The following is a 20,459-nucleotide window of genomic DNA, read 5'->3' as shown; positions in this document are numbered from 1 at the left end:
CATATATATTATATATATAACGATAAGTTTTGCAAATTCAGTTGTTTTTCATCCCTTTCAATTCGTTCAGCGCATTCAGTGCCTCAAGAGGTGTCATGCGGTCGAGATTGAGGGCGTTCAACTTGTCGATGGCGGGGTGGCTGAGTTTGCCGGGTTCGCGGCGGGTCGCGTAGGTGCCTGCAAAAAGGCTGGTTTGATTCTCGGGGACTTTGCCGGTGGAGAGGCTTTTTTCGGTTTCGAGAGCGTTGAGCACTTGGGCAGCACGGTCGATGAGTACAGCTGGCAAACCTGCGAGTTTGGCGACTTCGATGCCGTAGCTCTTGTCGATGGCGCCTTCTTTGATCTGGTGAAGGAAGAGCACGCCGTGCGCGGTTTCTTGCACGTCGATGGAGTAGTTTTTGGCGCAAGAAAGTTTTTCTGTCAGCTGAATGAGTTCGTGATAGTGGGTTGCAAAAAGGGTAAATCCGCGGATTTTGTCGTGGAGGTGTTCAAAAATGGCCCACGCGATGCTGAGTCCGTCGTAAGTGCTGGTGCCACGGCCCACTTCATCCAAAATAATGAGACTGCGGTCAGTCGCGTGATTGAGAATGTAGGCGGATTCTTGCATTTCCACCATGAAGGTCGACTGACCTCGCACGAGGTTGTCGCTGGCACCGACGCGGGTGAAGATGCGGTCGAAAACACGCAGAGTCGCGGATTTGGCGGGTACAAAAGACCCAATTTGTGCCATCAAAACGATGAGGGCGACTTGACGGAGGTAGGTGGATTTTCCACTCATGTTGGGTCCGGTGAGTAGCAAAATCTCCTCCTGATCTTTGGCGAAAAAGGTGCTGTTGGGCACGAAGGCTTGCTCAAAGGTCATGCTCTCCACAACGGGATGGCGGCCCGCTTCAATGGCGAGCATGGGATCGTTCGTAAGTTTAGGGCGGCAGTAACTGCGATGAATGGCCGTTTGCGCAAAACTGTGCAGCACATCGAGTTGCGCAAGGACTCCCGCATTTTGTTTGATGGTGCGCACTTCGGTGAGCACGCGGCCCTTGATCTCTTGAAAGAGTTCATGCTCAAGCACCACACTGCGCTCTTCCGCGGAGAGTACTTTTTCTTCATAAGACTTGAGTTCGGGGGTTATGTAGCGCTCAGCGCTCGCAAGGGTCTGCTTGCGGATGTAATCGGGTGGCACTTTGCCCAGGTTCACTTTGCTGACTTCAATGTAGTAACCGAAGACGCGATTGTAAGAAACTTTGAGCGAGTTAATGCCGGTTGCAGCGATTTCTTTTTCTTCGATGGCTTTGAGGGCAGATTTGGCATCGTGCATGAGACCATGAAGTTCGTCGAGTTCAGCATGGTAGCCAGGTTTGATCAGCCCGCCTTCCGTGAGGCGGAGCGGCGGTTCGTCCACAATGGCTCGGTCGATTTCGGCGGCGAGTTCTTCCAGCGGCTTAAGATCTTTTTGCAAGCCTTTGAGCAAGATGGAGTTGGCCTGAGTTAGGGTGTTTTGAATGGCTGGAATGCGCTTGAGCGTGAGGGCAAGCCCTTTGAGGTCGCGGGCGTTTCCACTGCTGGAACCGAGTCGTCCAAGCAGGCGCTCGAGGTCGTTCATGGGTTTGAGTTCGACTTCGAGGGTGCTTCTGAGCTTGTCTTGTTTGACGAGGTCTTCCACAGCATCGTGACGGGCTTCGATTTCATCTTTTCTCAAGAGAGGCTCCGTCACCCAGCGGCGCAGCAGACGTCCTCCCATGGCGGTGTGGGTTTGATCCAGAACGGCGAGCAGCGTGTGAGCTTCTTCTTGATCGCGAAGGGTGCTGAAAAGCTCGAGGTTGCGAACGGTGGCTTCATCGAGGGGCATGGTTTTTTCGCGATGATAGGCCGTGATGCGATCCACATGTACAAAGCTCTCTTTTTGGGTGTTTTTCAGGTATTTGAGCAGCAGTGCAGAAGCTTGAATCGCAAAGGCTGGCTGGCGATGCCAAAACCTTCCAATGTGGTCACTTTGAAGTGGCGCGCGATGAAGGGATAAGCCTCTTCAAAAAGTTGAATGGACGAGATGGGCGCCTGAGTCCATTCGTGGATGGAGACGCGCAGCTGCGGATCATCATAATGTTCTTCAAGCACCACAAGTTCGGCGGGATCGAGGCGGAGCAGTTCCATTTTGAGCACTTCCTCCCCTTGTAATTCTGCGGCTTTGAATTCCCCGGTGGTGAGGTCCGCAAAGGCGAGTCCAAAATAATCTTTTTGTGGGAAAACGGCGACCACGAAACGGTTGGCTTTTTGCTTGAGAAGAGTGGCATTGTAGGTCGTTCCAGGCGTGATGATGCGGACGATTTTTCTTTTTACAATTCCAGGAAGGCTGGGATCGGAGACTTGCTCACAGATGGCCACTTTCTTCCCGGCCTTGGTGAGGCGGGCGATGTAGTTTTCGGCGGCGTGATAGGGCACTCCACACATGGGGAGCGGATTTTCATCTTTTTTATTGCGGGAGGTTAGGGTGAGGTCGAGAATTTTAGAGGCCTCCAGTGCGTCGGGCCCAAACATTTCATAAAAATCACCGAGTCGAAAGAAAAGGATGCAGTCTTTGCACTGAGACTTGAGTTCTTGATATTGCTGCATCATGGGCGTGAGCTCGAGCATGAGAAAGCTTAAATTTGGCTTATCGTAGCGGAGTTCCTGAAAGAATGCCAAGAGGAATTGCAGCTTTACACAGCTTATGCAGCCATAGCGGCAACCGTGCAGTCGTCGATGTAGCCTGAAGGGTCCGTTCTCTCTAGTGCCGTTGCTTTTTCATTTGCATTCCTGAGAAGTCGTACGGCTTGGCGAGGATCACCTCTTGCTTGTTTAAGCAGTTCTTCTATTTTGTCCTCTTCCAAAATAAGTCCATCCGTGTGAGCGAGAACCAAATATTGATGTCCTGGAGTTTTTTGGAAGACCTTCACTAAGGGGGCCTTATCGATGTCTCCTCGAGGGTTGAGGGAGGAAGTGATTGAGTTTCCATCCACACGTGCTTTAACTTTTGCTCCTATTTCAGCTATGACATCTTGAAGAGCAACTTGTCCCTTTGCTTGTCCTTCTAATATCTGACGTACTTTCTTTTGCGTTCCCCAACCCATAGCGAAGCCCATTTCTGCTGCACTCACTAAACTGATGGCAGTCTCAGCTGCGTTGGTGCCTTCCAGTGCCGTTCGTACATCTCCTGTGATGTTCTGTTCTCCGGAGTTAAAAACTAATTTCCCTTCAGTGACATCAAAAATTCTCACTTTAGAATCGGCCACAACGGCACATTCAATTCGGTCGGGCTTATTGCGTACAGCCACAGCCGCTGCTCCATCTTTGTCTGGATCTAACTCGAGTCGACGTCTTTCGCTGGCCATTTTCTGAGCTCCCACATGCATGAGGCGGGCGGGCCACATCCCTCCTTTTGCTTGATAAGACATGGGCTTGGCTGCTTCAGCCACAGCTTTGGCGCCTTTTCCTCCTGAACTGATCCCATCGAAGAGCAAGATTTGATCTTCAAGAATCACACATCCGTCTTCATTGGTCTCTTTGTCTTTGCCATGTCGGTAACCCTTTTTCGTGTGAGCTGCGATTTTTTCGTCAGCACTTATAATGGACCTTTCGTCTTCGCCCAGTAAGCTGAGCGTACCGGGTTCTTGAAGCCCATCTTGATTGATTTCGTCCCAAGCTGCGGCGGTGCTTTGAATGAGAAAAGGATTTGCATCGTTTGTATTTCTCACTCGCAGGATGCGGTTTCCGTTTAAGTCTTCGAAGAAGAAAAATCTTAGCTGTCCGTGAAAGAGCTGGACACTTTGAAAATTGGCTTGCGGTGGGGAAAGCTCTACTTTTTCGAGCAGAGTGCCTTGTCCGTTCATCTGGTTCACTCGGTACAAGTTTGCCACTGGTACTCTCCTTCTTTTCCTATCGTCAGTCTGAAAGTTCTATCATTTATCACTACTTCCATTTCTTGAAGCTGGCCCTTGTCTAAACCATCTTCCAGTAAGAAATCTTTTCCCTGAATAACGCTGTAACCATAGCGCAGGCGATCACGGACCGAGGAAGGAATTTCAATATCGCGAGGGGTTTCAGCAGTCATAATGAATGTTAATCTTGTAATTATAGCATAAAGAGGAGGTGCTTAACAGAGAGTTGTAATTTTTTTGGAGAATAGTATACTTGAAGTGACGAGCCTGTTGAGACGCGGACATCGCGAAACAAGAAAGAACCTCCAAAGAGGTTCTTTCTGCGTCTACTCGGGTGGTGGGGGCTCATTGACGAGATTCGAACCCGAAACCAAAGGGTTGGTAAAGAAAAGGATGACTGTCGATGAATATTTGGCACATCAGCCGGAGGAAGAAATGGCTGATTCTAAACAAATATCAAGCATTTTGGACTCGGAGATGGAGGTGTGGCTTAGGGTGCATTGGCGGCTTTCCGAGGAATTATTCTTGTTTTGGTATATTTGGTTGAAGGATAATATGGCTATTGTGGAGGAGTTTGTGGAGGAGGTGAAATTAGCAACAAACACAGCCCCCGATATTGTTAGTGATTAGGTGGTTTTGGGCATCAATAACTACCTCTCTACCACAAGCGAGTATCCTAAGAAGTTCTTATGTAACTGAAACTCGTACCTTTCGTAAACATGTATCAGGACTCTTTCGCGTAAGTATTCAATCTGCTTATCTTGAGCGCCTTCTTCCTTCAGCCACTCAGGTGTTTTTTGCAAGAATTCCTTCATCAAATCAGAATCTTGCTCAAACGGCTGCACACTTACCATGAAGTTTTCGAGCCGAAATTCCTTAGATTCTCCCTTATTTAAGGGGGAGTATTGGATGAATTTTCCGATCTTAGTTTTATCTAAAATGTAAATTTTAGATTGGTCGGAATCCTGTGTGTAGAGTTCATAAACTGGAATGTAAGTCCGTTTGTATTTGTACACCCCTTCAATCATTTCATCGGAAGCAAATTCTTGCGGGAAATCCCCACGCCATTTAGGAATGTAGTTGCCAGATCTACGATCAAAGAAATTCCAGACAGCTCGATTGGTCGCAATAATTATGATTTTGGATGTCTTGATCAAAGAGAGAGTTGATTCGAAGTTTCCCCCTGAATTATCATAGACGCTTTATCAATTACATCGAGGATGTGTTCATTTTCTCCATTAGCCATACTGCGACCAAAACCGAATGCCTCATCCAATCCGATGGTATGAATATGCCATTCAACATCATCACCAAAGAATGGCGCTTTATCAAACACCATGTTAATACCCATTTTTTTTATATCGCCCGTGTATGATTTACCCGATTTATCGCTATAAGCGCGCAATCCCTTAAGAATTGATTTTAGTGGGTGGCTTTGATTGTAGTTTGAGAGGAGAGATGTTTTGAACTTTTCAACCATCTCCTTGGAAATAGGGGTCTCTCTTTTCCTTTGAAGATCGGTTTGTTCTTGTTGATCGTGCGCCTTTTTCAGTAAATCACGTAGAGCAATGCACTGTTTGGCCGACTGCTCATCTAATACAAACTCCCAATTCTTTGGATTCTTTTCTATATCATCAATAGTCTTCATTGCATCTCTCGTACCTTCAGCCAAAAAGGCGAGATCACGATTATGAGGAAGGTTGATGCTCTGAATTTCAGTTTCAGTTTTTGACCTTAGGAGTGCTAAAGATTTTACGACAAATAATCGTTCCAATTTTTCCAAGGTGTTGATTGTATGAACTCCTTCATCTGGCCTTGATTCCCACCAATCCCAACCCCAACGATCTCCGGTATCAAAACTGTGTACTCTCATGAATACCTTAGTCAACTCTTCAATGCTACTTGGTAAATGCTGCTGGATACTCTGGTAGAAACGTTTTGTTGTGTCTTTATCAGAATCTTGTTTCAAGATAGATAAAATCCAACTTGCAAGCCCGAAAACAATCTCCTCACGTTTCTCATCCAGCTCATCATATACAGTTTTGATTTCTTCTCCGTTATCGTTATACCGATTATGACGCCCTAAGCGTTCGAATAATTTACTAAAGGCATTCAAGAATTGCCCGAAATTCTCAAAGTCGCGCTTATCGAAAGCCGATTTTAATAATTCCTGAAATGTGCGCAGGATATGAATGGAATAATCCTTGAAATCTTGTTCAGGGTAGTCTTCATCACGCAGCTTTGGCTCCAAGTGATATGCAGAAAGCTCCTTTAGATAACGCCATGTTCTATCAAATATAGAGTTTCGCCAACCCTCACTCCATCGTTCAGTGATTTGCGCATGTAGCCAGCAGGCGTTTTTTTCTGCTGAGATGAGTTTGCAGCCGTTTTAGTAATATCAGCATTGTTTGCGGTATCAGTAATTGCTCTATTGATTTCTGAGGTGAGTTTTTCTAAAATTTTCAGTTTCAGCTCTTTGATGTAGCCATCCTTTGTAGACTTGATTGCAACAACTTCCTTCTTTTCACCCCAAAAGCCAAACGGGCTAAAATTCAAAATCTCACTATTCTCATAGCGTTTATACAGGCAGTTAAACCACACTCTTTTAGTAATTTCTCTGTCGAGAAGTTTAACGAATGCCGATCTGGTAACGCTTAGCAGAATGTCCTTCTTAGCCTCTTCCAGCTTATGCTCATGCAATAAAACATCGACAACTCTTCCGAAAGAAACTAGGGTTAAAATAGCAATGATAACTAGTATAATTACCGCAAACCAATTCGTTTCTCCGATAAAGAAAAAGAATGCAAGAGTCTCCACAATTAACAACGGGAAGAGGTTGCTCTTATACAGCAATACACGAGCCTTTTCTGGTTCGTTTTTATCAAGCAAACTACCCGCCACAAAGAAAATCAAACCAACTAAAATCGCGCCAACGCCTGCATGAATAGCTATCGGGTCAAAGTCATTTGGAATGAGAGGAAGAGCTGGCCATTGCAATGAACGCATCCATCCCTTGATAGGCCTTGTTGTTTGCGCATAGTACAACAAATTATTGGCAAGCCCGTTGATAGGAAGAATTATCTTATTAAGTATTTCTGTAGGGTGCGAAACTATCCACGCAATTCCCATTAGTCCAACCATTTTGAAGGTCGAAGAAGCTGAAGGCATCCAAAGCGGATGCTTTGTCTCGAGAAGTTGCTTTCTTGTCTTTTTATCAACCCTAATTTCTTTTTTGATGATATCTGAAAGACTCTCCGCTCTTTTGAAGAGTTGCTTAACTTTTGCAGCAATTTTTCTAAAAGCAGAGGGCATGCAGATTAATTTATAAATTCTTGATCTGGTTCAGGACTTTTTCAATATTCCCATTGTGGACTAAAAAGAAATGAAGTTTGCCCTTTCCTAAATTCATCCACATTACATCTGAAATTGTTGTAGTCATATACTTTTACTCTTTGACGACAAAAATCACATCGGCCAAAGCCGTATATCTTTTCCCGTCCATCCAATCAAACTCAACCTTTAACCTTTCAATATCACTCTCCACAAATTTGTCCAAATGATCATTCACAGAATCCTTTAAGAGCTCAAGATTTCTTTTCATTTTCCAACTATCCTCCAAACTATTTTTATCTATCAGTACCAAAAACAACCTATTTGCAGCATCAAATCGTCTTTCTCCTTGCTCTTCATAAAGCCACTTGATTAACTTTTGTGGTTCATTCATGACCTGTTGAACTATTGACCATCGCGTTTTTCTAAACTCAGTAATAAATTCTTTTGCTTCTGGTTTTTGACTTTCTTCAATTCGTGCTAATAATTCAGCAAATAGCGCCTTATCTTTCTGTTCACGGTTGTATTCAATTCCAATGGTTTTCACAAAGCGCTTCAAAACTTGCAATTCAGTGGGAAGACCCATGGCCTTCCTGCTTGCCAGCATGAAACCCTCAGGGAAATAGGTAACTTTCAAATCGAAAGGTATATTACCAACAAAAAAGTCTACCTTTTTTATAAGACCTACAGTTGGTGTAACAAGTTTATGATCTTTAAAAATGTCTTCTATCAATATCGAAGTCCAATGGTTATACCAAGAACATTGGACATAACCACGCATGCTATCGTGAATATCTTTTTCAATTTTCTCATTCAATAAATCAAAACTTCTTATCTTCTTGATGTAATTATCTACTATTGTTTTTTCAAGATTGTTTTGATATAAACCTCCCCAATCAAAGACTTTCATCTTATAAAGTTCTGAAACAAGAGTTGTTTCATTAAGCTTTCTCCCAGATCTTTCTGCAAGATATTTTTGAGCAATGAACTTATTCAATAATTCTTCAGATGGTTGTGCGTGATAAATATGCTCGAAGAGAGCCGTTCCTCGAATACCAACACAATCAATACCAGCAAGCTCACAAAATTCCATTAAAAGCTCTTTTCTAGAAATAGAGCGAAGCTTAAGCCAATAAATACTCCCATCTTCTCTCAGAAGAATGTCGAATTTATTATCTTGATAAAGTTGTTTGAAATGTTGAAAATTATTCATAGCAATAAAATAAATATTCTTTTGTCCCCTTTTTTGACCCCTTTCCCCCATAATGATTTTGATATTCGTACTCGAAAATCTTAACTTTTTTGTATTTGTTAATAAGGTTAATCATCGTATTTTTTTCAGGGTAGCTCTCACTATTATAGGAAATAAGCCAATTAGGAATATGTTTACTTGCTGAAAAAAGTGAATTAAAAGAATCAACAATTTCCTTCTTACTGACAAAACCGCTCTGCTTTTTTGGATAATACTGTTTTGTACCATTAACAAACTCTTTGTCTTTCCAGTATTCCACAAAAGTTTCTAAAAAATGATAAAAGGCCTGATAATCGGGATGGCACCCACAATAAGGAGGATCAAAGTAAACTAAATCAATATCTTTTAAATTCTTAATCAACTTAATCGTATCATCGCAATAAGATTCATTTTTTTGCCCATTATCAAATACTGCGTTGTTATATTCTGGCACAAGCTCTAAAAATAAATCTTTGAGCGGGCGAGCAATTGTAGGATTCCTCTTTATTCTACTAGGGTCTCTGCTATAGCGAAGAGCACTCAAATGAGCAAAATGACCCAATAAAATTTTTCTTGTCAAAGCCCTATTCATTACAGTAAAGGCAAGCGATTTCTTATATTCATTTCCCAAAAGATCAATATTCGCCCTAAAGTTATCTAAAAAGATGGCTTGCTCCCTCTCAAAAAAAACATCTGTGAATATATCTTCTATTAAAGATCCAGCGCTTTTGTTTTTGGAAAAAAGCAGAATTAAATCGTCATCATCTAGCGTTGTATTGCCATTTTCAATTAAAGCTCTACTGATGTGATGATTGAATTTTAAAAAGTCATTTGAAACAACCCTTTTCCCTTTATTTTTAAAATAGTGCCCAACAACCGAAGTGCCACTAAATGCATCAAAAAAACTATTAAAATTTAAAGGAGCATTATCAAAAATCCATTTTACTAAGCGCTCCTTACTACCAAGATATTGAGTCTTTGGAAGATTATGCACTTTTAGCTCTTCTCCAAAAAGAGATACCTGATTTTTTTGTGCTAAAAGCATAGTTTATTTTATTAAGTCATCAACGCCGATACCGAGTCCAGCCGCAATCTTCGTAACCGTATCAATCGACGGGTTTTGAACAGCATCCGATTCTATTTTAACAAGCGTTGGATAAGGCAAATCAGCCTTCTTAGCCAGTTCGTCTTGAGTTAAATCCTTTATTGCTCTCCAAGCTTTAATTTTGGCTCCGATTGTTTTTGTGGTTGTCATAATTGGCTGGTAAAACTTGGTTATATTATATCGCTTCCACAATCTTTTACAAGAACCCTTTTCAACAAATATTCACTCGTCGTTCGAACCACGAACCAAAAGGTATTTCGTACTTATTTTAAGCCACTTTCTCTTCACAACTTCCTCAACCAAGCCAAATGGTCTCCCCAAAGTTCGAACCGCATCCCCATCAACAAAACCGCTAACTTATACAGTAAGCAAGCGCATTCCGTCCAAAACAAAAATTCCACCTCTTCGGTGGAATTAATGATGGTGGACCTCAGGGGAGTTGAACCCCTCTCAGCTGGGTGACGAGCCTGCTGATGGAACCGTCGCGAGGCCCTCAGCCCGAGTGAGAGAACTATAATGGAAAAACCTGAATAAAATCTGAAATTTTTATTAAAAACGCATTAACTTTTCCTGAATTTCTTTGTAGTAGTAGAGGCTATTTCTTGTGCAAATGTTTAAAACTCACTACATTGACCGCGTGCTCCTGTAGTTCAACGGATAGAACAGATCCGTCCTAAGGATAAAATGAAGGTTCAATTCCTTCCGGGGGCACCAGATCTTGCTTATTCGAACCTACTCCTTTCCTGAGTGAATTGGATCAAATACTGAGGATTCTAACTTTTTGTGATTGATGTGATCCGCGATTCGTTTGGCCCCCATAATGGAAGAAAGGATGCCCGTTCCATTGCAACCAAGATTGTACATAAGGACAGGATTTAAGCTGTCAGGACCGACGCAACGCAATCCACTTGGGGTGTACCCCATTACACCATGCCAAAAATATGTGTAACCAATGCTCCTCCCAGCTTTCGCATAGTTCTTTTTAAGAAAGGAATCCATGGTTGTGTGCGCTTCTTCTGGAAAGATATGGCTGTCCCTGTCGTAGTGGTGCCGATCAGGTATCAGGTACTCTGGCCCTCCTAAACAAAGTAAACTCTTATCCTCTTTATACGGCCTCCTTGTTAAATAAAAATAAGGAGGTATCTCCGTCTCTGTTTTAAGAGTCGACGTTTCGGAACCATGATAGTTCACAGACATAGGCCTTTCCCCCGCTGGTTCGTAGAAACCTAGCATATAGCCCACTAAGCCTCTCACCAGAGTATGAAATGAGTCGTCTATATTCGGTCCAGTTTCATTTTCAATAATCAATTTCTCAAATCCATTGGTACAAAGCACTACTCTATCCGTTTGGATTTGATGACCTTCGGAGCTATATACTTTTGCCGAATCCTTAGACAAAGAGATTTTGTCTACTTTGCTTTTTTCAAAAATTTTGAATCGGCTTGGATAAAGTGCCAGGAGTTTCATGGCGAGTTCTTCTGTAAGTTTAGCGCTGTTTGTCACTCCTGCTTTTGACATACTCACTGCCATGTATTCTTCGTTTTTGGTTTGTAGAAGCTCAAGAATTCTCCCATGAGGAGCTATAGCAAAGAGGTTTTGGAACTTTTCTGGAATTGTTTTTAAATATTGGAAATTAGAGGCAATTAAAATAGATTCAACGGGTAAAGCTCCTTCTTTAAGCCAGTAACGATTCTCCAGATGTTCCAGTAAGTCTTCCAATTTTGTGAAACCAGAATAGCCAGTAAACGTATACATCGGCGTTTCTAGCTTCACTTTTTCTTTTATTCCTTCCAATAAGTCCCATGCTTGTAGGATGTCCTGCTGAGCTCGGGTGGCCAAAGGCAATCCATAGCGTTCCACCAAGCTTTTGAAGCTCTTTTCAAAACCACTCACCATTTGCCCCGCATTGTGTCCAGTTGCTCCGTGTGCCACCTTGCCTGCTTCCAACAGGGTTATTTTTTGAGAAGTTTGAGTGAGAAGAAAATAAGCGGTCATGAGTCCAGCAATTCCTCCACCCACCACCAGCAAGTCGCAGGAGGTGTCGTTTTGCAAAGGCAGCAGATCGCGCTTACGGTTCAACTCCGCAAGCCAAGGAGATTTGTTTTTTTGATGGAATGTATTTCTCATATACTAAATCTTCTTTGGGAAAATTACCGAAAGCACCAAGGACATGACTAAGACGCTTAAGATTACAATAAATGAAATAACGGGTGAAAGATGGAAATGGAATATCCCTCCTAACATTTTCAAACCAATGAAAATGAGGATGAAGGAGAGACCTTTTTGCAGATGATGAAACTTGTGGAGAATGTTTTCAACAAGGAAGAAGAGGGCACGCAAGCCCATCACTGCAAAAATATTTGACGTGAAGACGATGAAAGAGTCTTGAGTGATGGAAAAAGCGGCAGGAATCGAATCCACCGCAAAAATAATGTCCGTGGTCTCCACCAATAGCAGAACCATGAACATGGTCGTAAAATGCCACTTACCCGCTTCTTTAACCAAAAAGTGTCCACCGTGAACATTAGGGGTGAACCTTAAAAATTTCTTCGCGTATCTTACGACTGCGTTGTGTTCAAAGTCTACATGCTCTTCTTTTTTCCCTGTAAATAATTTAATACCTGTGTACAAAAGAATGGCCCCGAAGATATAAAGCACCCAACTGAATTGCTCAATGATAATAGAACCCACTCCAATGAAAAGAGCTCTGAATACCACGGCCCCCATGATTCCCCAAAACAAAACCTTGTGATGGTATTTTTCATCTAGTTTGAAGAAACTGAAAATGAGCAGGATGACAAATAAGTTGTCCACGGAAAGCATTTTTCAGTCAAATATGCACTTAAGAACTCCACCGCCTTGATATGTCCAAGCATCGTAAAGATCAAGGCAGCAAAGGCAAGTGAAATACTCACCCAAAAGCAGTCTGCAATAGAGCCGACTTTGTAGAGATCTTATGCGCCTTTCGATTTAGGAAACCTAGATCCACCACTAAAAATCCAATCACGATGACCGAGAATATGATCCAAAGAATACTTTGAGAAGACATAGCATTGGGGTGATCAAATAAAACCAGCAGAAGCGCCAGTTATAATTGATAATGGATCAAAGCTCTAGACGTCCGCTTTCGCGGAACTTTGCGTCATTTGCTCCCCACTGCCCAAGGCTGAGAGGATTTTAGCAAGAACTTATAAAAACTCAAGCGTAGCTCAACGATTGGCTATGCAGTTTTGCCAAGCTCGTGTTTAATTTCCTCAGATACAGACTGTCCATACATTACATTGTCATTATGCTCCATGTATTCACGGTCATTGCGCCACTCTTCCTCATTATCTTTGCGAGTGCATTGCTGCAGAAGTTTAAAAAGATAGGTGATAGCTGGTCTACTGTTCTCAATGAGTTTGCTCTGAAAAATCATGCGTTTCAAGCTGGCAGTACTGGGAATTCTTCGCCAGTCACTTCCTTGAACAGAGCAATGAAATCTTTACTGGGCTTTTCATAGTTGACGGATTGCCATTGAGTATATTGGACCGAAATTTCTGGGCGAGAGGCATAGTACTCGGCTGCCAGATCTACTTCATTCGTGGATGGGATTGTCGTCTGTTTTTGAAGGGGATATTCATCTCCAATAGGACACACTATGATTTCCATCACTTGTCCCATGGAATAATCTACTAATGACAAAGTATAGGTTTTTCCATCTTTTACGACTCTTGCTCTTTTCCGCTGAGGTGCTGAGGCCTCCATATTGCCACTTGCTTCCATTACTTTTTGAAACTGTGTTTTTGTTGCATCAAATAGATCCATGGTTTTTTTAAATTCTTCTGCTTCAGAGTCATCATCCGTTTGCCCCTCAAACCCTTCTTCTTGGGATTTTTTTCCTGAACCCAAGCCAAATGCTTTTAAAATACCTGCTTTCGTTTCGTCATCTACCTCCAGTGCTTTTATAATTTCTTCTATTTCGCTGCTGCCCTCACCACCACTCCAGTGGATTCCATTGCCACTGTAGCTATAGTAACCTGATGATTCACTTACACCTTTCTTTATGGAATATTGAAGTAAGAATCCGCTTCTTCTCCAGCTGCCGATAGGGGCATTTTTGTCAGGACCTCTCCTGAGAAGTATCTTATGCCATTTTTCCTCCTCCAGACGTTCTAATACAAGACTTGCATCTCTCAGTTTGAGCTTAACTCGCGCCTTAACCTCATCTTCATCAGGTTCTGGGCTCAATGGAAGGGTTTCATAGGCAATCACATTTTCCTTGAAGACACTGTCAACACCCTTTTCGAATCGTTCTTTCCATGTATTCCTTTCGATTGGCTTATCCCACCCGCCCATCTGGAAAGCTGTTCCTGTAACAAATCCAATGAGGTCAATGATAGGAAGGTATTGTATCCATCTATAGTCGGCACCATCATGGGGATTGTTATTATATTTATTACGAACGAGTTGATCAGCTGTATAAATCAATTCATTCAAGGATACTTTGCCTGTTAGATATCCATCCACTTTTCGAAGGGCGTCTTCAACAGGTTTTTCCAAATAAATCGCTTTCTCACGAATGGTGGCAATCATATGATGAGCCACTTCTGACTCTTCCGGAGCTAGAGGCTCCACAGTTACGGAGGCTAAACGCTGCACAGAGACACCGTAAATTGTTTGCCCTTCTTCACCCTGCAACTCAAGCATTTTGCCACCCGCTTGATTGATCTTTTGGAACAAGTCGACAGGTGGTTGTTCTTTAAAGAATACATATCGGGGAGCACTGGCACCTGTGCGAGCACGATCAAATTCGCAGTCTTTTTCGGTGACTTCAAAAGTATCAGGCCCTATTTGGGTTACTACACAGTCCATTATTAAACCATTCATCGTCAACTCTGGCCTATCTTCTCCATAAACTCCTGTACCTTCAAAAGAAATCAATTGGCCTTCTTTTAAGGAATTCGCGTCTATTCGAGTCTGCCCATGAACATATTTTATGCCGTCTTTTAAAGCTTCTTTGTGTCTTTCCCTTAAAACATGCGCTTTTTTGGGGAGTTTCTGCCCTTCGTGAGAATGTGGTAAACCCAATGCACTTTCTAGCCTCGCCTTCAGTGGCATGTTTTCTTCTCTGATGACATTCGATGAGTTAAAAGATTTCAACCAATTTCTTAATTTCTCGCGCTCTTCCCTTTCAAGCTTCTGCATATCTCCTTGAACACTCTCCAATTGAGATACCAAATTTTCTATTTCAGTTTTTTCTTCGTTATGTCCTTTAGACATGTTATTATTTGTTAGAATCTAGGCCATCATAGACAACATGGCTATAATAGCATGAAAAGTACAATTTAGCAACAAAAACTCGGGTACCTGCTCACAGGATCTGGTGGCTAACGAGTTAGGGAATAGGCAACTTTCTTAGAATTTGCTTTTAAAAGAGCAATCTGCAATTCTTTCCTGATAAGTTGTTGCACACAAAGATTTCCTCTAGAGTGCTATAGTGGTTTCAGCCTTTACACCATGAAAAAATACATTCTTCTTCTCCTTGTTCTCACCGGTCTTTGTTTGGGTTTAGCTCGCGACCGCTATGCTGATTTGCCCTTAGCGATGAGTCCTTATATTGCTTCGGGAAGTCCTACTGTTTTTGACCTGATTGAATGAGTAAGTCTAAAGAAGAACGCGTCGGGGAACTCGCTTCTTTAGGACATATGATCTTAGATGGGTTTTGGCCTGTGGGTGCGGCTTATGGAACTCAAGTTCTTGGGATCCCTCCAGTGGAACTTTTTGGTTTAGCCACTTTAATCAGTTCCTTATTTTTTCTTTGTCCTGACTTTCAAGAAAAAGCAGTTTCACTTCCTTTACAACGCAAAAGTTTTGCGTGGATGCTTGCTTTACACCGCTTGTCTGATCCTTCCCTATGCTGCCATTTTCTTTGCGGCCCAGAGCAACAGTGCTCTCAATGTGGCGCTACTGACTCAGTCGGAAGTGATTTTTGCCGCTTTGATTGGCTGGCTTTTCCTCAAAGAACAGTTGCAAGCCAGTCGCCTTGCCGGAGTGGCGTTCATTTTGCTGTCCAACCTTATTGTTCTCTACAGTGGAGGACTTTCCTTCAATCTCATGTCTCTGATTTTGATTTTTGCCCCCTTCGTTTTTGTATTTGGAAATGCCATTGCTAAACGTTTGCAGGCCGAAGGTCTTCCCTACGCACCCCTTCTTCTTTTTCGAGGAGTGGTAGGTGGAATTTTCACGCTGGGACTTTCATTTTTAATAGAGGAGATGCAAATGCCTGTGCTCTCTTCATGGAGCTTTCTTCTTTTCTTTGGCCTCTTTTGTTTCGGAATTCCGAAAGTGTTTTGGCAGATTGCTCTGAATAAAATTGACCTTTCCAAAAATACCGCTATCGCCTTGAGCTATCCCGCTTTCAGTTTTATTTTGGCTTACTTTTGGCTAGGTGAAATTCCTAGTTTTTATCAGTGGGCAGGGCTCCTTTTTTCCTTTGTCGGTATTTACTTTTTGATGCGGTCCAGCTCCAGAAGTTTGCTTGAATTGGCTTCTCGTCCAGATTAGATTTGGAATATATACTGTGAAATGTTTTTTGAGTATCGTCAAGCGAAGTAAGATTGACGGTGAGGGTTCACTCACCTAAGCTGTGAGCACACACTCACCTTCCTCCATGCTGACTGATAAACAACAAGCCGTCCTTCAATTCATTGAAGCGTATCAAATGCAATTTGGGAAATCCCCCACTTTGCGGGAAATGCGCGAGCATTTTGGGGTGAGCAGCGACAATAGCATTCTCAAGCATCTCAAAGCCCTTCAAGATAAAGGTCATTTGAATAAAGACGACACCCCTCGTGGGATTGGACTTTTACAAACTGTGAAAGATCGCCTGGAAACGGCTTCCAATGTCACTCGCATTCCTCTCTTAGGCATGATTCCTGCCGGAGGACCCGTGTTCAGTGAAGAACACGTGCTCGATTATTTTGAAGTGGGCAATGATTTGCTTAAAAAGCCTCAGGGTTCTTTTGCCCTTAAGGTCAGTGGTCTTTCTATGATCAATGCTGGAATTTTAGAAGGTGATTTTGTAATTGCCAATCGTGATGTACATGCCAAAGATGCGGACATTGTCGTCGCTCTTGTGGACGGTCGCAATACAGTGAAGCGTTATCGAAATGAGAATGGACGCGTTTGGTTGCAAGCAGAAAACCCCGAGTACAATGACATTGAACCGACTGAATTTCTTGAAGTTCAAGGTGTAGTGACGGCCGTCATTCGCATGTATTGAACGTGCATCCATTTTTTAACCTCCACTCCTATGTTTTTCCGCAAACCTCGTAAAACTTTTCGTGTCTCTACGACCCGCGTTTACCTCGCTGGGAGAAAAAGCCCACTCGCAAAATTCTTACACTTTGCGCTGCCTTATACTTCTCGTGCTTGTTACCGTTCTTCTGGGGCACTTGTGGCGCTTTAAATCCCGCGTCTCAAGAACTTGATCCAGTCCAGCTTAAGCCAACTTCGGGGTGAGCAAGATGAATTCCATGTTCCCATCTGGGAGTGCGCTGCGAGCGCCTATCGTGTATTTGTCTCGAGCTTCTAATTCGGTTTTACCCACCGCTTTTAAAAACTCTTCTGCGCCTGAAAGTTTGAGATCGGAAGCACTTGCAGAATAAAGCATTGGAATCACTACCCGGGGTTCAATGGCTTCCATCACCTTTTGAGCCAACTTCCCATCCAAAACAATTTCCCCTCCCACAGGAAGCAAAAGCACATCGACATCTCCAATTTGGTCAATGACTTCGTCTGAAATTTCGTGGGATAGATAGCCCAAGTGACAGATGCGAATTCCATCCAAGGCAAAAGTAAAAATATTGGATTCCCCTCCGTTGGGAGCCAAGCTCACAATCGCTACGTCTGAAACTTCGAATTCGCCCGGCCAATCTAAAATTTTAGGATCTCCCTCCACTTCTTCCGTCTTTCCTTCCCCTGACAGAGTAACAATATCGGCTTTGAGTTTAGGAAGTTCAGCGCCCAATTTAAAGGGATCGGTGACAATGGTAGCGTCCTTGCCTTTGAGACTGAAACAGGAATGTCCGTGCCAAATGATGTCCATAATTCTTTTGTTAGAGGTGCTGAGCAAAAACCCAAAAGGCACCAAAGCGTCGGCATTCTAACAAAGCTTGCACATTTCGCCTAGTCCATGAACAATGAAGGCCGATTCTTGCCGCTCAAGGCGCAGCTGTTTAACCTAAAATTCATGTCTAAGATCACTCATATTCATGCCCGAGAAGTATTGGATTCACGAGGGAATCCAACCGTAGAAGTCGATCTCGTTACTGAGAAAGGCTTCGGGCGGGCCATCGTACCCAGTGGCGCTTCAACAGGAGAACATGAGGCCTGTGAACTGCGAGATGGAGATGCCACGCGTTATGGTGGAAAGGGTGTTTCCAAGGCGGTGGTTCATGTGAACGGCGAACTCGCCGGGGCCGTGACAGGGATGGACAGCATGGATCAAGCGGCCCTTGACCACGCCATGATCGCGCTAGACGGCACTCCCAATAAAAGTCGCCTGGGCGCGAATGCCATTTTAGCCGTTTCCATGGCGAATGCTCATGCAGCGGCGAATGAAAAAAAAGTTCCTCTTTGGATGTCTTTGAATCCGAAGGCAAGCCTTCTGCCCTTGCCCATGATGAACGTGATCAACGGAGGCGCGCATGCTGACGGCAGTGTGGACTTTCAAGAATTCATGCTCATGCCCAAAGGAGCTGCGAGCTTTAAAGAAGCTTTGCGTTGGGGCGCTGAAATTTTTCATGCGCTTAAAAAACTTTTGAAGGAAGCGGGCTATCCCACCACGGTTGGAGATGAAGGCGGTTTTGCTCCCAGTTTCAAAAGCAATGAAGAACCTTTGGAATTTTTAATGAAAGCCATCGAGATGGCGGGCTACAAACCCGGTAGCGACGTGGTGATTGCGCTCGATCCTGCGACCAGTGAACTCGTGGACAAGGCTAATTCCACAGAAGCCAGTACCCATTATGTCTTTAAAAAAAGTGGGCAAGCCGGCAAGTCCACTGATGAAATGATCGCCCTGTGGAGTCAATGGATTTCAAACTACCCCATCGTGTCCATTGAAGACGGCCTCGGAGAAAACGACTGGTCCGGATGGAAAAAGATGAACGCCGCCCTGGGCTCTAAACTTCAAATTGTGGGCGATGATTTTTTGGTGACCAACACTCAATTTTTGAAACGCGCCATTGAAGAAAAAGCCGCCAATGCCATTTTGGTGAAGGTGAATCAAATCGGCTCCTTGACCGAAGCGATTGAGGCCATACAAATGGCCAAGGCCGCAGGATGGAACGCCGTTGTGTCCCACCGCAGCGGGGAAACGGAAGATGTGACCATTGCGGATCTTGCCGTGGCCCTGGAAACCGGACAGATCAAGACGGGCTCCCTCAGCCGCACGGACCGCATTGCGAAATACAATCAACTTCTTCGCATTGAAGAGATGCTCGGTGACAAGGCTCGGTTTTTAAACCCTTTTGGAGTTTAGAGGTGAGCTTGGGTAAGTAGCTTGGTGCGTACTCTGTTTAATGCGGCTTCCAATTTTCTTGCCTGTTCTGTTTCCCCTATTTTTCCCAATAGTGGAAGGGCTTGCGCTCTCCAAGTTGCTATGATGAAAGAAATATTTTCTTCTACAAGGTCATCTTCCTCCGTCACAGTTAGGCCATTCTCTCTTAATTTTTGCCTCACTTCATCCATTATTTTGGCTAGTTCCCTTAATTCAGTACATCTTTCAAGAAAGTTTGTTCCGGGGATCACAAGTTCAATACGTGCGTTCATTGGATGGCTAAAATAAGAATTTATTATTACAACTTTTCTACCGTTCGTCAACTGCACTTTTAAAACCTACTCCCTGGCGCTCTCCAGTTGCTTTCTTTGGGGCTGTGGCTTTAAGATAGGCGACGACATTATCCCCTTTTATGTACAAGAAAAAGAAAATTGCTCGCAAAAAACGCCTCCAAAAGAAAGGCAAGAAGCTCAGTCTTCGCTACTGATTGATTCGATGGAAGTTTTTTGAGCAATAAAAAACCGGCTTTGTATTCGATCCAGGGCGACACTGTCTATGAAAGTGCGAGGATCAATGATGAATACGAGGCCGGTTTCATGAAAGGCGATGAACCCTTTCTGTTTTTGTTTTTCATCTGCTGTACTTTGGTCGACTTTAGGGCCGGACCGGGGCTACTTTTGGCGTGGAATCGAAGTCGCTGTGCCGAAGCAGGGAACGAAGCGTGATCCACAAAGTGGAAGTGAGAGTCTGTCTCTCATGGGCGATCTAATCGGGACCGCCAGCGTAAAGCAGAGCCTTAATAGGTGAATTTCTTTTTGTTTTTGTTTTACCCCGTGAGGGGCACTTTGCGTTGCGCGGATGCGCTTTTGAAAGGTCGGCGTGAAACGTTGTGTTTTTGTTATCAACGATTCGTGTCATTGTAACAAGCCTTTACTGTTCGTTCAAGTTTCTAGAGTGGACTTTGCTTAGAAATTGTTTTGTATTAGCCATATTTAACCTTTAAAACTTGCGGATTTACCCGTTTCCATTTTACCGGGAATCCCGGTAAAATTAAATTTAAGTAAAATCCCGGTGTTTTCCAGCCTCTAGCGCTGCAATAAAAAACCGGCTTTGCATTCGATCCAGGGCGACACTGTCTATGAAAGTGCGAGGATGTAGGTGAACGCGAGGCCGGTTCTTGAAAGGCGATGAATCCTTTCTGTTTTTATTTTTCATCTGCTGTACTTTGGTCGACTTTAGGGCCGGACCGAGGCTACCTTGGACGTGGAGTCCAGCCGCTGTGCCGAAGCAGGGAGCGGAAACGGGATCCACAAGGTGGAGAGTGAGAGTCTAAGTCTCATG

17 protein-coding genes, 1 tRNA gene and 2 pseudogenes are annotated in these 20,459 nt (G+C 43.6%); 6 read left to right on the top strand and 14 right to left on the bottom strand.

The window, feature by feature from the left end:
- Positions 1 to 37: 37 nt before the first annotated feature.
- The 3 genes and pseudogenes from mutS to IPG41_06065 all read right to left on the bottom strand — a co-directional run bounded on the left by mutS (position 38) and on the right by IPG41_06065 (position 4,084).
- Positions 38 to 2,628 (bottom strand): annotated as a pseudogene (mutS, locus tag IPG41_06075) (DNA mismatch repair protein MutS).
- 74 nt (positions 2,629 to 2,702) lie between these two features.
- Positions 2,703 to 3,872, bottom strand: coding sequence for a hypothetical protein (locus tag IPG41_06070; GenBank protein QQR54722.1), 1,170 nt, complete (start codon positions 3,870 to 3,872; stop codon positions 2,703 to 2,705).
- On the bottom strand, positions 3,869 to 4,084 hold the full coding sequence (locus tag IPG41_06065) for a hypothetical protein (GenBank protein QQR54721.1): 216 nt from the start codon (positions 4,082 to 4,084) through the stop codon (positions 3,869 to 3,871). Before IPG41_06065 ends, IPG41_06070 begins: the two co-directional genes overlap by 4 nt.
- 220 nt (positions 4,085 to 4,304) lie before the next feature.
- On the opposite strand from IPG41_06065, the gene IPG41_06060 reads away from it, so the two are divergent.
- Positions 4,305 to 4,541, top strand: a complete 237-nt coding sequence (locus tag IPG41_06060; GenBank protein QQR54720.1) for a hypothetical protein — start codon at positions 4,305 to 4,307, stop codon at positions 4,539 to 4,541.
- 20 nt (positions 4,542 to 4,561) lie between these two features.
- On the opposite strand, the gene IPG41_06055 is transcribed toward IPG41_06060, so the two are convergent.
- From IPG41_06055 to IPG41_06030, 6 genes are all read right to left on the bottom strand, one after another.
- Positions 4,562 to 5,068, bottom strand: a complete 507-nt coding sequence (locus tag IPG41_06055) for a hypothetical protein (GenBank protein QQR54719.1) — start codon at positions 5,066 to 5,068, stop codon at positions 4,562 to 4,564.
- Complete coding sequence (locus IPG41_06050) at positions 5,065 to 6,162, bottom strand: hypothetical protein (protein QQR54718.1); 1,098 nt, start codon at positions 6,160 to 6,162, stop codon at positions 5,065 to 5,067. Before IPG41_06050 ends, IPG41_06055 begins: the two co-directional genes overlap by 4 nt.
- Positions 6,163 to 6,182: 20 nt before the next feature.
- Positions 6,183 to 7,223, bottom strand: a complete 1,041-nt coding sequence (locus tag IPG41_06045) for a hypothetical protein (protein ID QQR54717.1) — start codon at positions 7,221 to 7,223, stop codon at positions 6,183 to 6,185.
- Positions 7,224 to 7,356: 133 nt separating this feature from the next.
- Positions 7,357 to 8,454 carry a hypothetical protein gene (locus IPG41_06040; protein QQR54716.1) on the bottom strand — a complete coding sequence of 366 codons (1,098 nt, stop codon included), beginning with the start codon at positions 8,452 to 8,454 and terminating at the stop codon, positions 7,357 to 7,359.
- Positions 8,447 to 9,517: a DNA adenine methylase gene (locus IPG41_06035; GenBank protein QQR54715.1), complete on the bottom strand. Its 1,071-nt coding sequence runs from the start codon at positions 9,515 to 9,517 to the stop codon at positions 8,447 to 8,449. Before IPG41_06035 ends, IPG41_06040 begins: the two co-directional genes overlap by 8 nt.
- A 3-nt stretch (positions 9,518 to 9,520) precedes the next feature.
- On the bottom strand, positions 9,521 to 9,727 hold the full coding sequence (locus IPG41_06030) for a helix-turn-helix transcriptional regulator (GenBank protein ID QQR54714.1): 207 nt from the start codon (positions 9,725 to 9,727) through the stop codon (positions 9,521 to 9,523).
- Between the two features lie 489 nt (positions 9,728 to 10,216).
- Between IPG41_06030 and IPG41_06025 the strand changes: the two genes are divergently transcribed.
- Positions 10,217 to 10,291 (top strand) — tRNA-Arg (locus IPG41_06025).
- An 18-nt stretch (positions 10,292 to 10,309) separates the two neighbouring features.
- Here IPG41_06025 and IPG41_06020 read toward each other — a convergent pair.
- The 3 genes and pseudogenes from IPG41_06020 to IPG41_06010 all read right to left on the bottom strand — a co-directional run bounded on the left by IPG41_06020 (position 10,310) and on the right by IPG41_06010 (position 14,839).
- Positions 10,310 to 11,572: an FAD-binding oxidoreductase gene (locus IPG41_06020; protein QQR54713.1), complete on the bottom strand. Its 1,263-nt coding sequence runs from the start codon at positions 11,570 to 11,572 to the stop codon at positions 10,310 to 10,312.
- A gap of 135 nt (positions 11,573 to 11,707) precedes the next feature.
- Positions 11,708 to 12,626, bottom strand: a pseudogene (locus tag IPG41_06015) (TerC/Alx family metal homeostasis membrane protein).
- A gap of 374 nt (positions 12,627 to 13,000) precedes the next feature.
- The gene (locus IPG41_06010) at positions 13,001 to 14,839 is read right to left on the bottom strand and encodes a hypothetical protein (protein QQR54712.1); all 1,839 of its coding nucleotides are present in this window, start codon (positions 14,837 to 14,839) and stop codon (positions 13,001 to 13,003) included.
- A 237-nt stretch (positions 14,840 to 15,076) separates the two neighbouring features.
- Here IPG41_06010 and IPG41_06005 point away from each other — a divergent pair, with 237 nt between their 5' ends.
- The 3 genes from IPG41_06005 to lexA all read left to right on the top strand — a co-directional run bounded on the left by IPG41_06005 (position 15,077) and on the right by lexA (position 16,841).
- The gene (locus IPG41_06005; GenBank protein ID QQR54711.1) at positions 15,077 to 15,217 is read left to right on the top strand and encodes a hypothetical protein; all 141 of its coding nucleotides are present in this window, start codon (positions 15,077 to 15,079) and stop codon (positions 15,215 to 15,217) included.
- Between the two features lie 225 nt (positions 15,218 to 15,442).
- Positions 15,443 to 16,123 (top strand): EamA family transporter, encoded by a 681-nt coding sequence (locus IPG41_06000; GenBank protein QQR54710.1) that lies wholly within the window; start codon positions 15,443 to 15,445, stop codon positions 16,121 to 16,123.
- 106 nt (positions 16,124 to 16,229) lie between these two features.
- A complete protein-coding gene (gene lexA / locus IPG41_05995; GenBank protein ID QQR54709.1) occupies positions 16,230 to 16,841 on the top strand; it encodes a transcriptional repressor LexA in 612 nt (203 codons plus the stop codon).
- 219 nt (positions 16,842 to 17,060) lie between these two features.
- Here the strand turns inward: lexA and IPG41_05990 are convergent, their stop codons facing one another.
- Entirely contained in the window at positions 17,061 to 17,666 is a 606-nt protein-coding gene (locus tag IPG41_05990; protein QQR54708.1) for an MBL fold metallo-hydrolase, read from the bottom strand.
- A gap of 144 nt (positions 17,667 to 17,810) precedes the next feature.
- On the opposite strand from IPG41_05990, the gene eno reads away from it, so the two are divergent.
- Positions 17,811 to 19,100 carry a phosphopyruvate hydratase gene (gene eno, locus IPG41_05985; protein ID QQR54707.1) on the top strand — a complete coding sequence of 430 codons (1,290 nt, stop codon included), beginning with the start codon at positions 17,811 to 17,813 and terminating at the stop codon, positions 19,098 to 19,100.
- Here eno and IPG41_05980 read toward each other — a convergent pair.
- Positions 19,097 to 19,390 (bottom strand): hypothetical protein, encoded by a 294-nt coding sequence (locus IPG41_05980; GenBank protein ID QQR54706.1) that lies wholly within the window; start codon positions 19,388 to 19,390, stop codon positions 19,097 to 19,099. The two genes, eno and IPG41_05980, sit on opposite strands and share 4 nt — an antisense overlap.
- Positions 19,391 to 20,459: the final 1,069 nt, after the last annotated feature.

This window comes from Candidatus Peregrinibacteria bacterium (assembly GCA_016699145.1).
In the GTDB taxonomy this organism is placed as follows: domain Bacteria; phylum Patescibacteriota; class Gracilibacteria; order UBA1369; family 2-02-FULL-48-14.
The sequence above is the reverse complement of the archived record's forward strand: the minus strand, read 5'-3'. Positions and strand labels throughout refer to the sequence as shown.

Excerpts from the sequence above, each read along its gene's own strand:
- IPG41_06065 (QQR54721.1), bottom strand. The coding sequence starts at position 4,084 with ATGACTGCTGAAACCCCTCGCGATATTGAAATTCCTTCCTCGGTCCGT.
- IPG41_06060 (QQR54720.1), top strand. The coding sequence starts at position 4,305 with ATGACTGTCGATGAATATTTGGCACATCAGCCGGAGGAAGAAATGGCT.
- IPG41_06045 (QQR54717.1), bottom strand. The coding sequence starts at position 7,223 with ATGCCCTCTGCTTTTAGAAAAATTGCTGCAAAAGTTAAGCAACTCTTC.
- IPG41_06040 (QQR54716.1), bottom strand. The coding sequence starts at position 8,454 with ATGAATAATTTTCAACATTTCAAACAACTTTATCAAGATAATAAATTC.
- IPG41_06035 (QQR54715.1), bottom strand. The coding sequence starts at position 9,517 with ATGCTTTTAGCACAAAAAAATCAGGTATCTCTTTTTGGAGAAGAGCTA.
- IPG41_06030 (QQR54714.1), bottom strand. The coding sequence starts at position 9,727 with ATGACAACCACAAAAACAATCGGAGCCAAAATTAAAGCTTGGAGAGCA.
- IPG41_06020 (QQR54713.1), bottom strand. The coding sequence starts at position 11,572 with ATGACCGCTTATTTTCTTCTCACTCAAACTTCTCAAAAAATAACCCTG.
- IPG41_06010 (QQR54712.1), bottom strand. The coding sequence starts at position 14,839 with ATGTCTAAAGGACATAACGAAGAAAAAACTGAAATAGAAAATTTGGTA.
- IPG41_06005 (QQR54711.1), top strand. The coding sequence starts at position 15,077 with ATGAAAAAATACATTCTTCTTCTCCTTGTTCTCACCGGTCTTTGTTTG.
- lexA (QQR54709.1), top strand. The coding sequence starts at position 16,230 with ATGCTGACTGATAAACAACAAGCCGTCCTTCAATTCATTGAAGCGTAT.
- IPG41_05990 (QQR54708.1), bottom strand. The coding sequence starts at position 17,666 with ATGGACATCATTTGGCACGGACATTCCTGTTTCAGTCTCAAAGGCAAG.
- eno (QQR54707.1), top strand. The coding sequence starts at position 17,811 with ATGTCTAAGATCACTCATATTCATGCCCGAGAAGTATTGGATTCACGA.
- IPG41_05980 (QQR54706.1), bottom strand. The coding sequence starts at position 19,390 with ATGAACGCACGTATTGAACTTGTGATCCCCGGAACAAACTTTCTTGAA.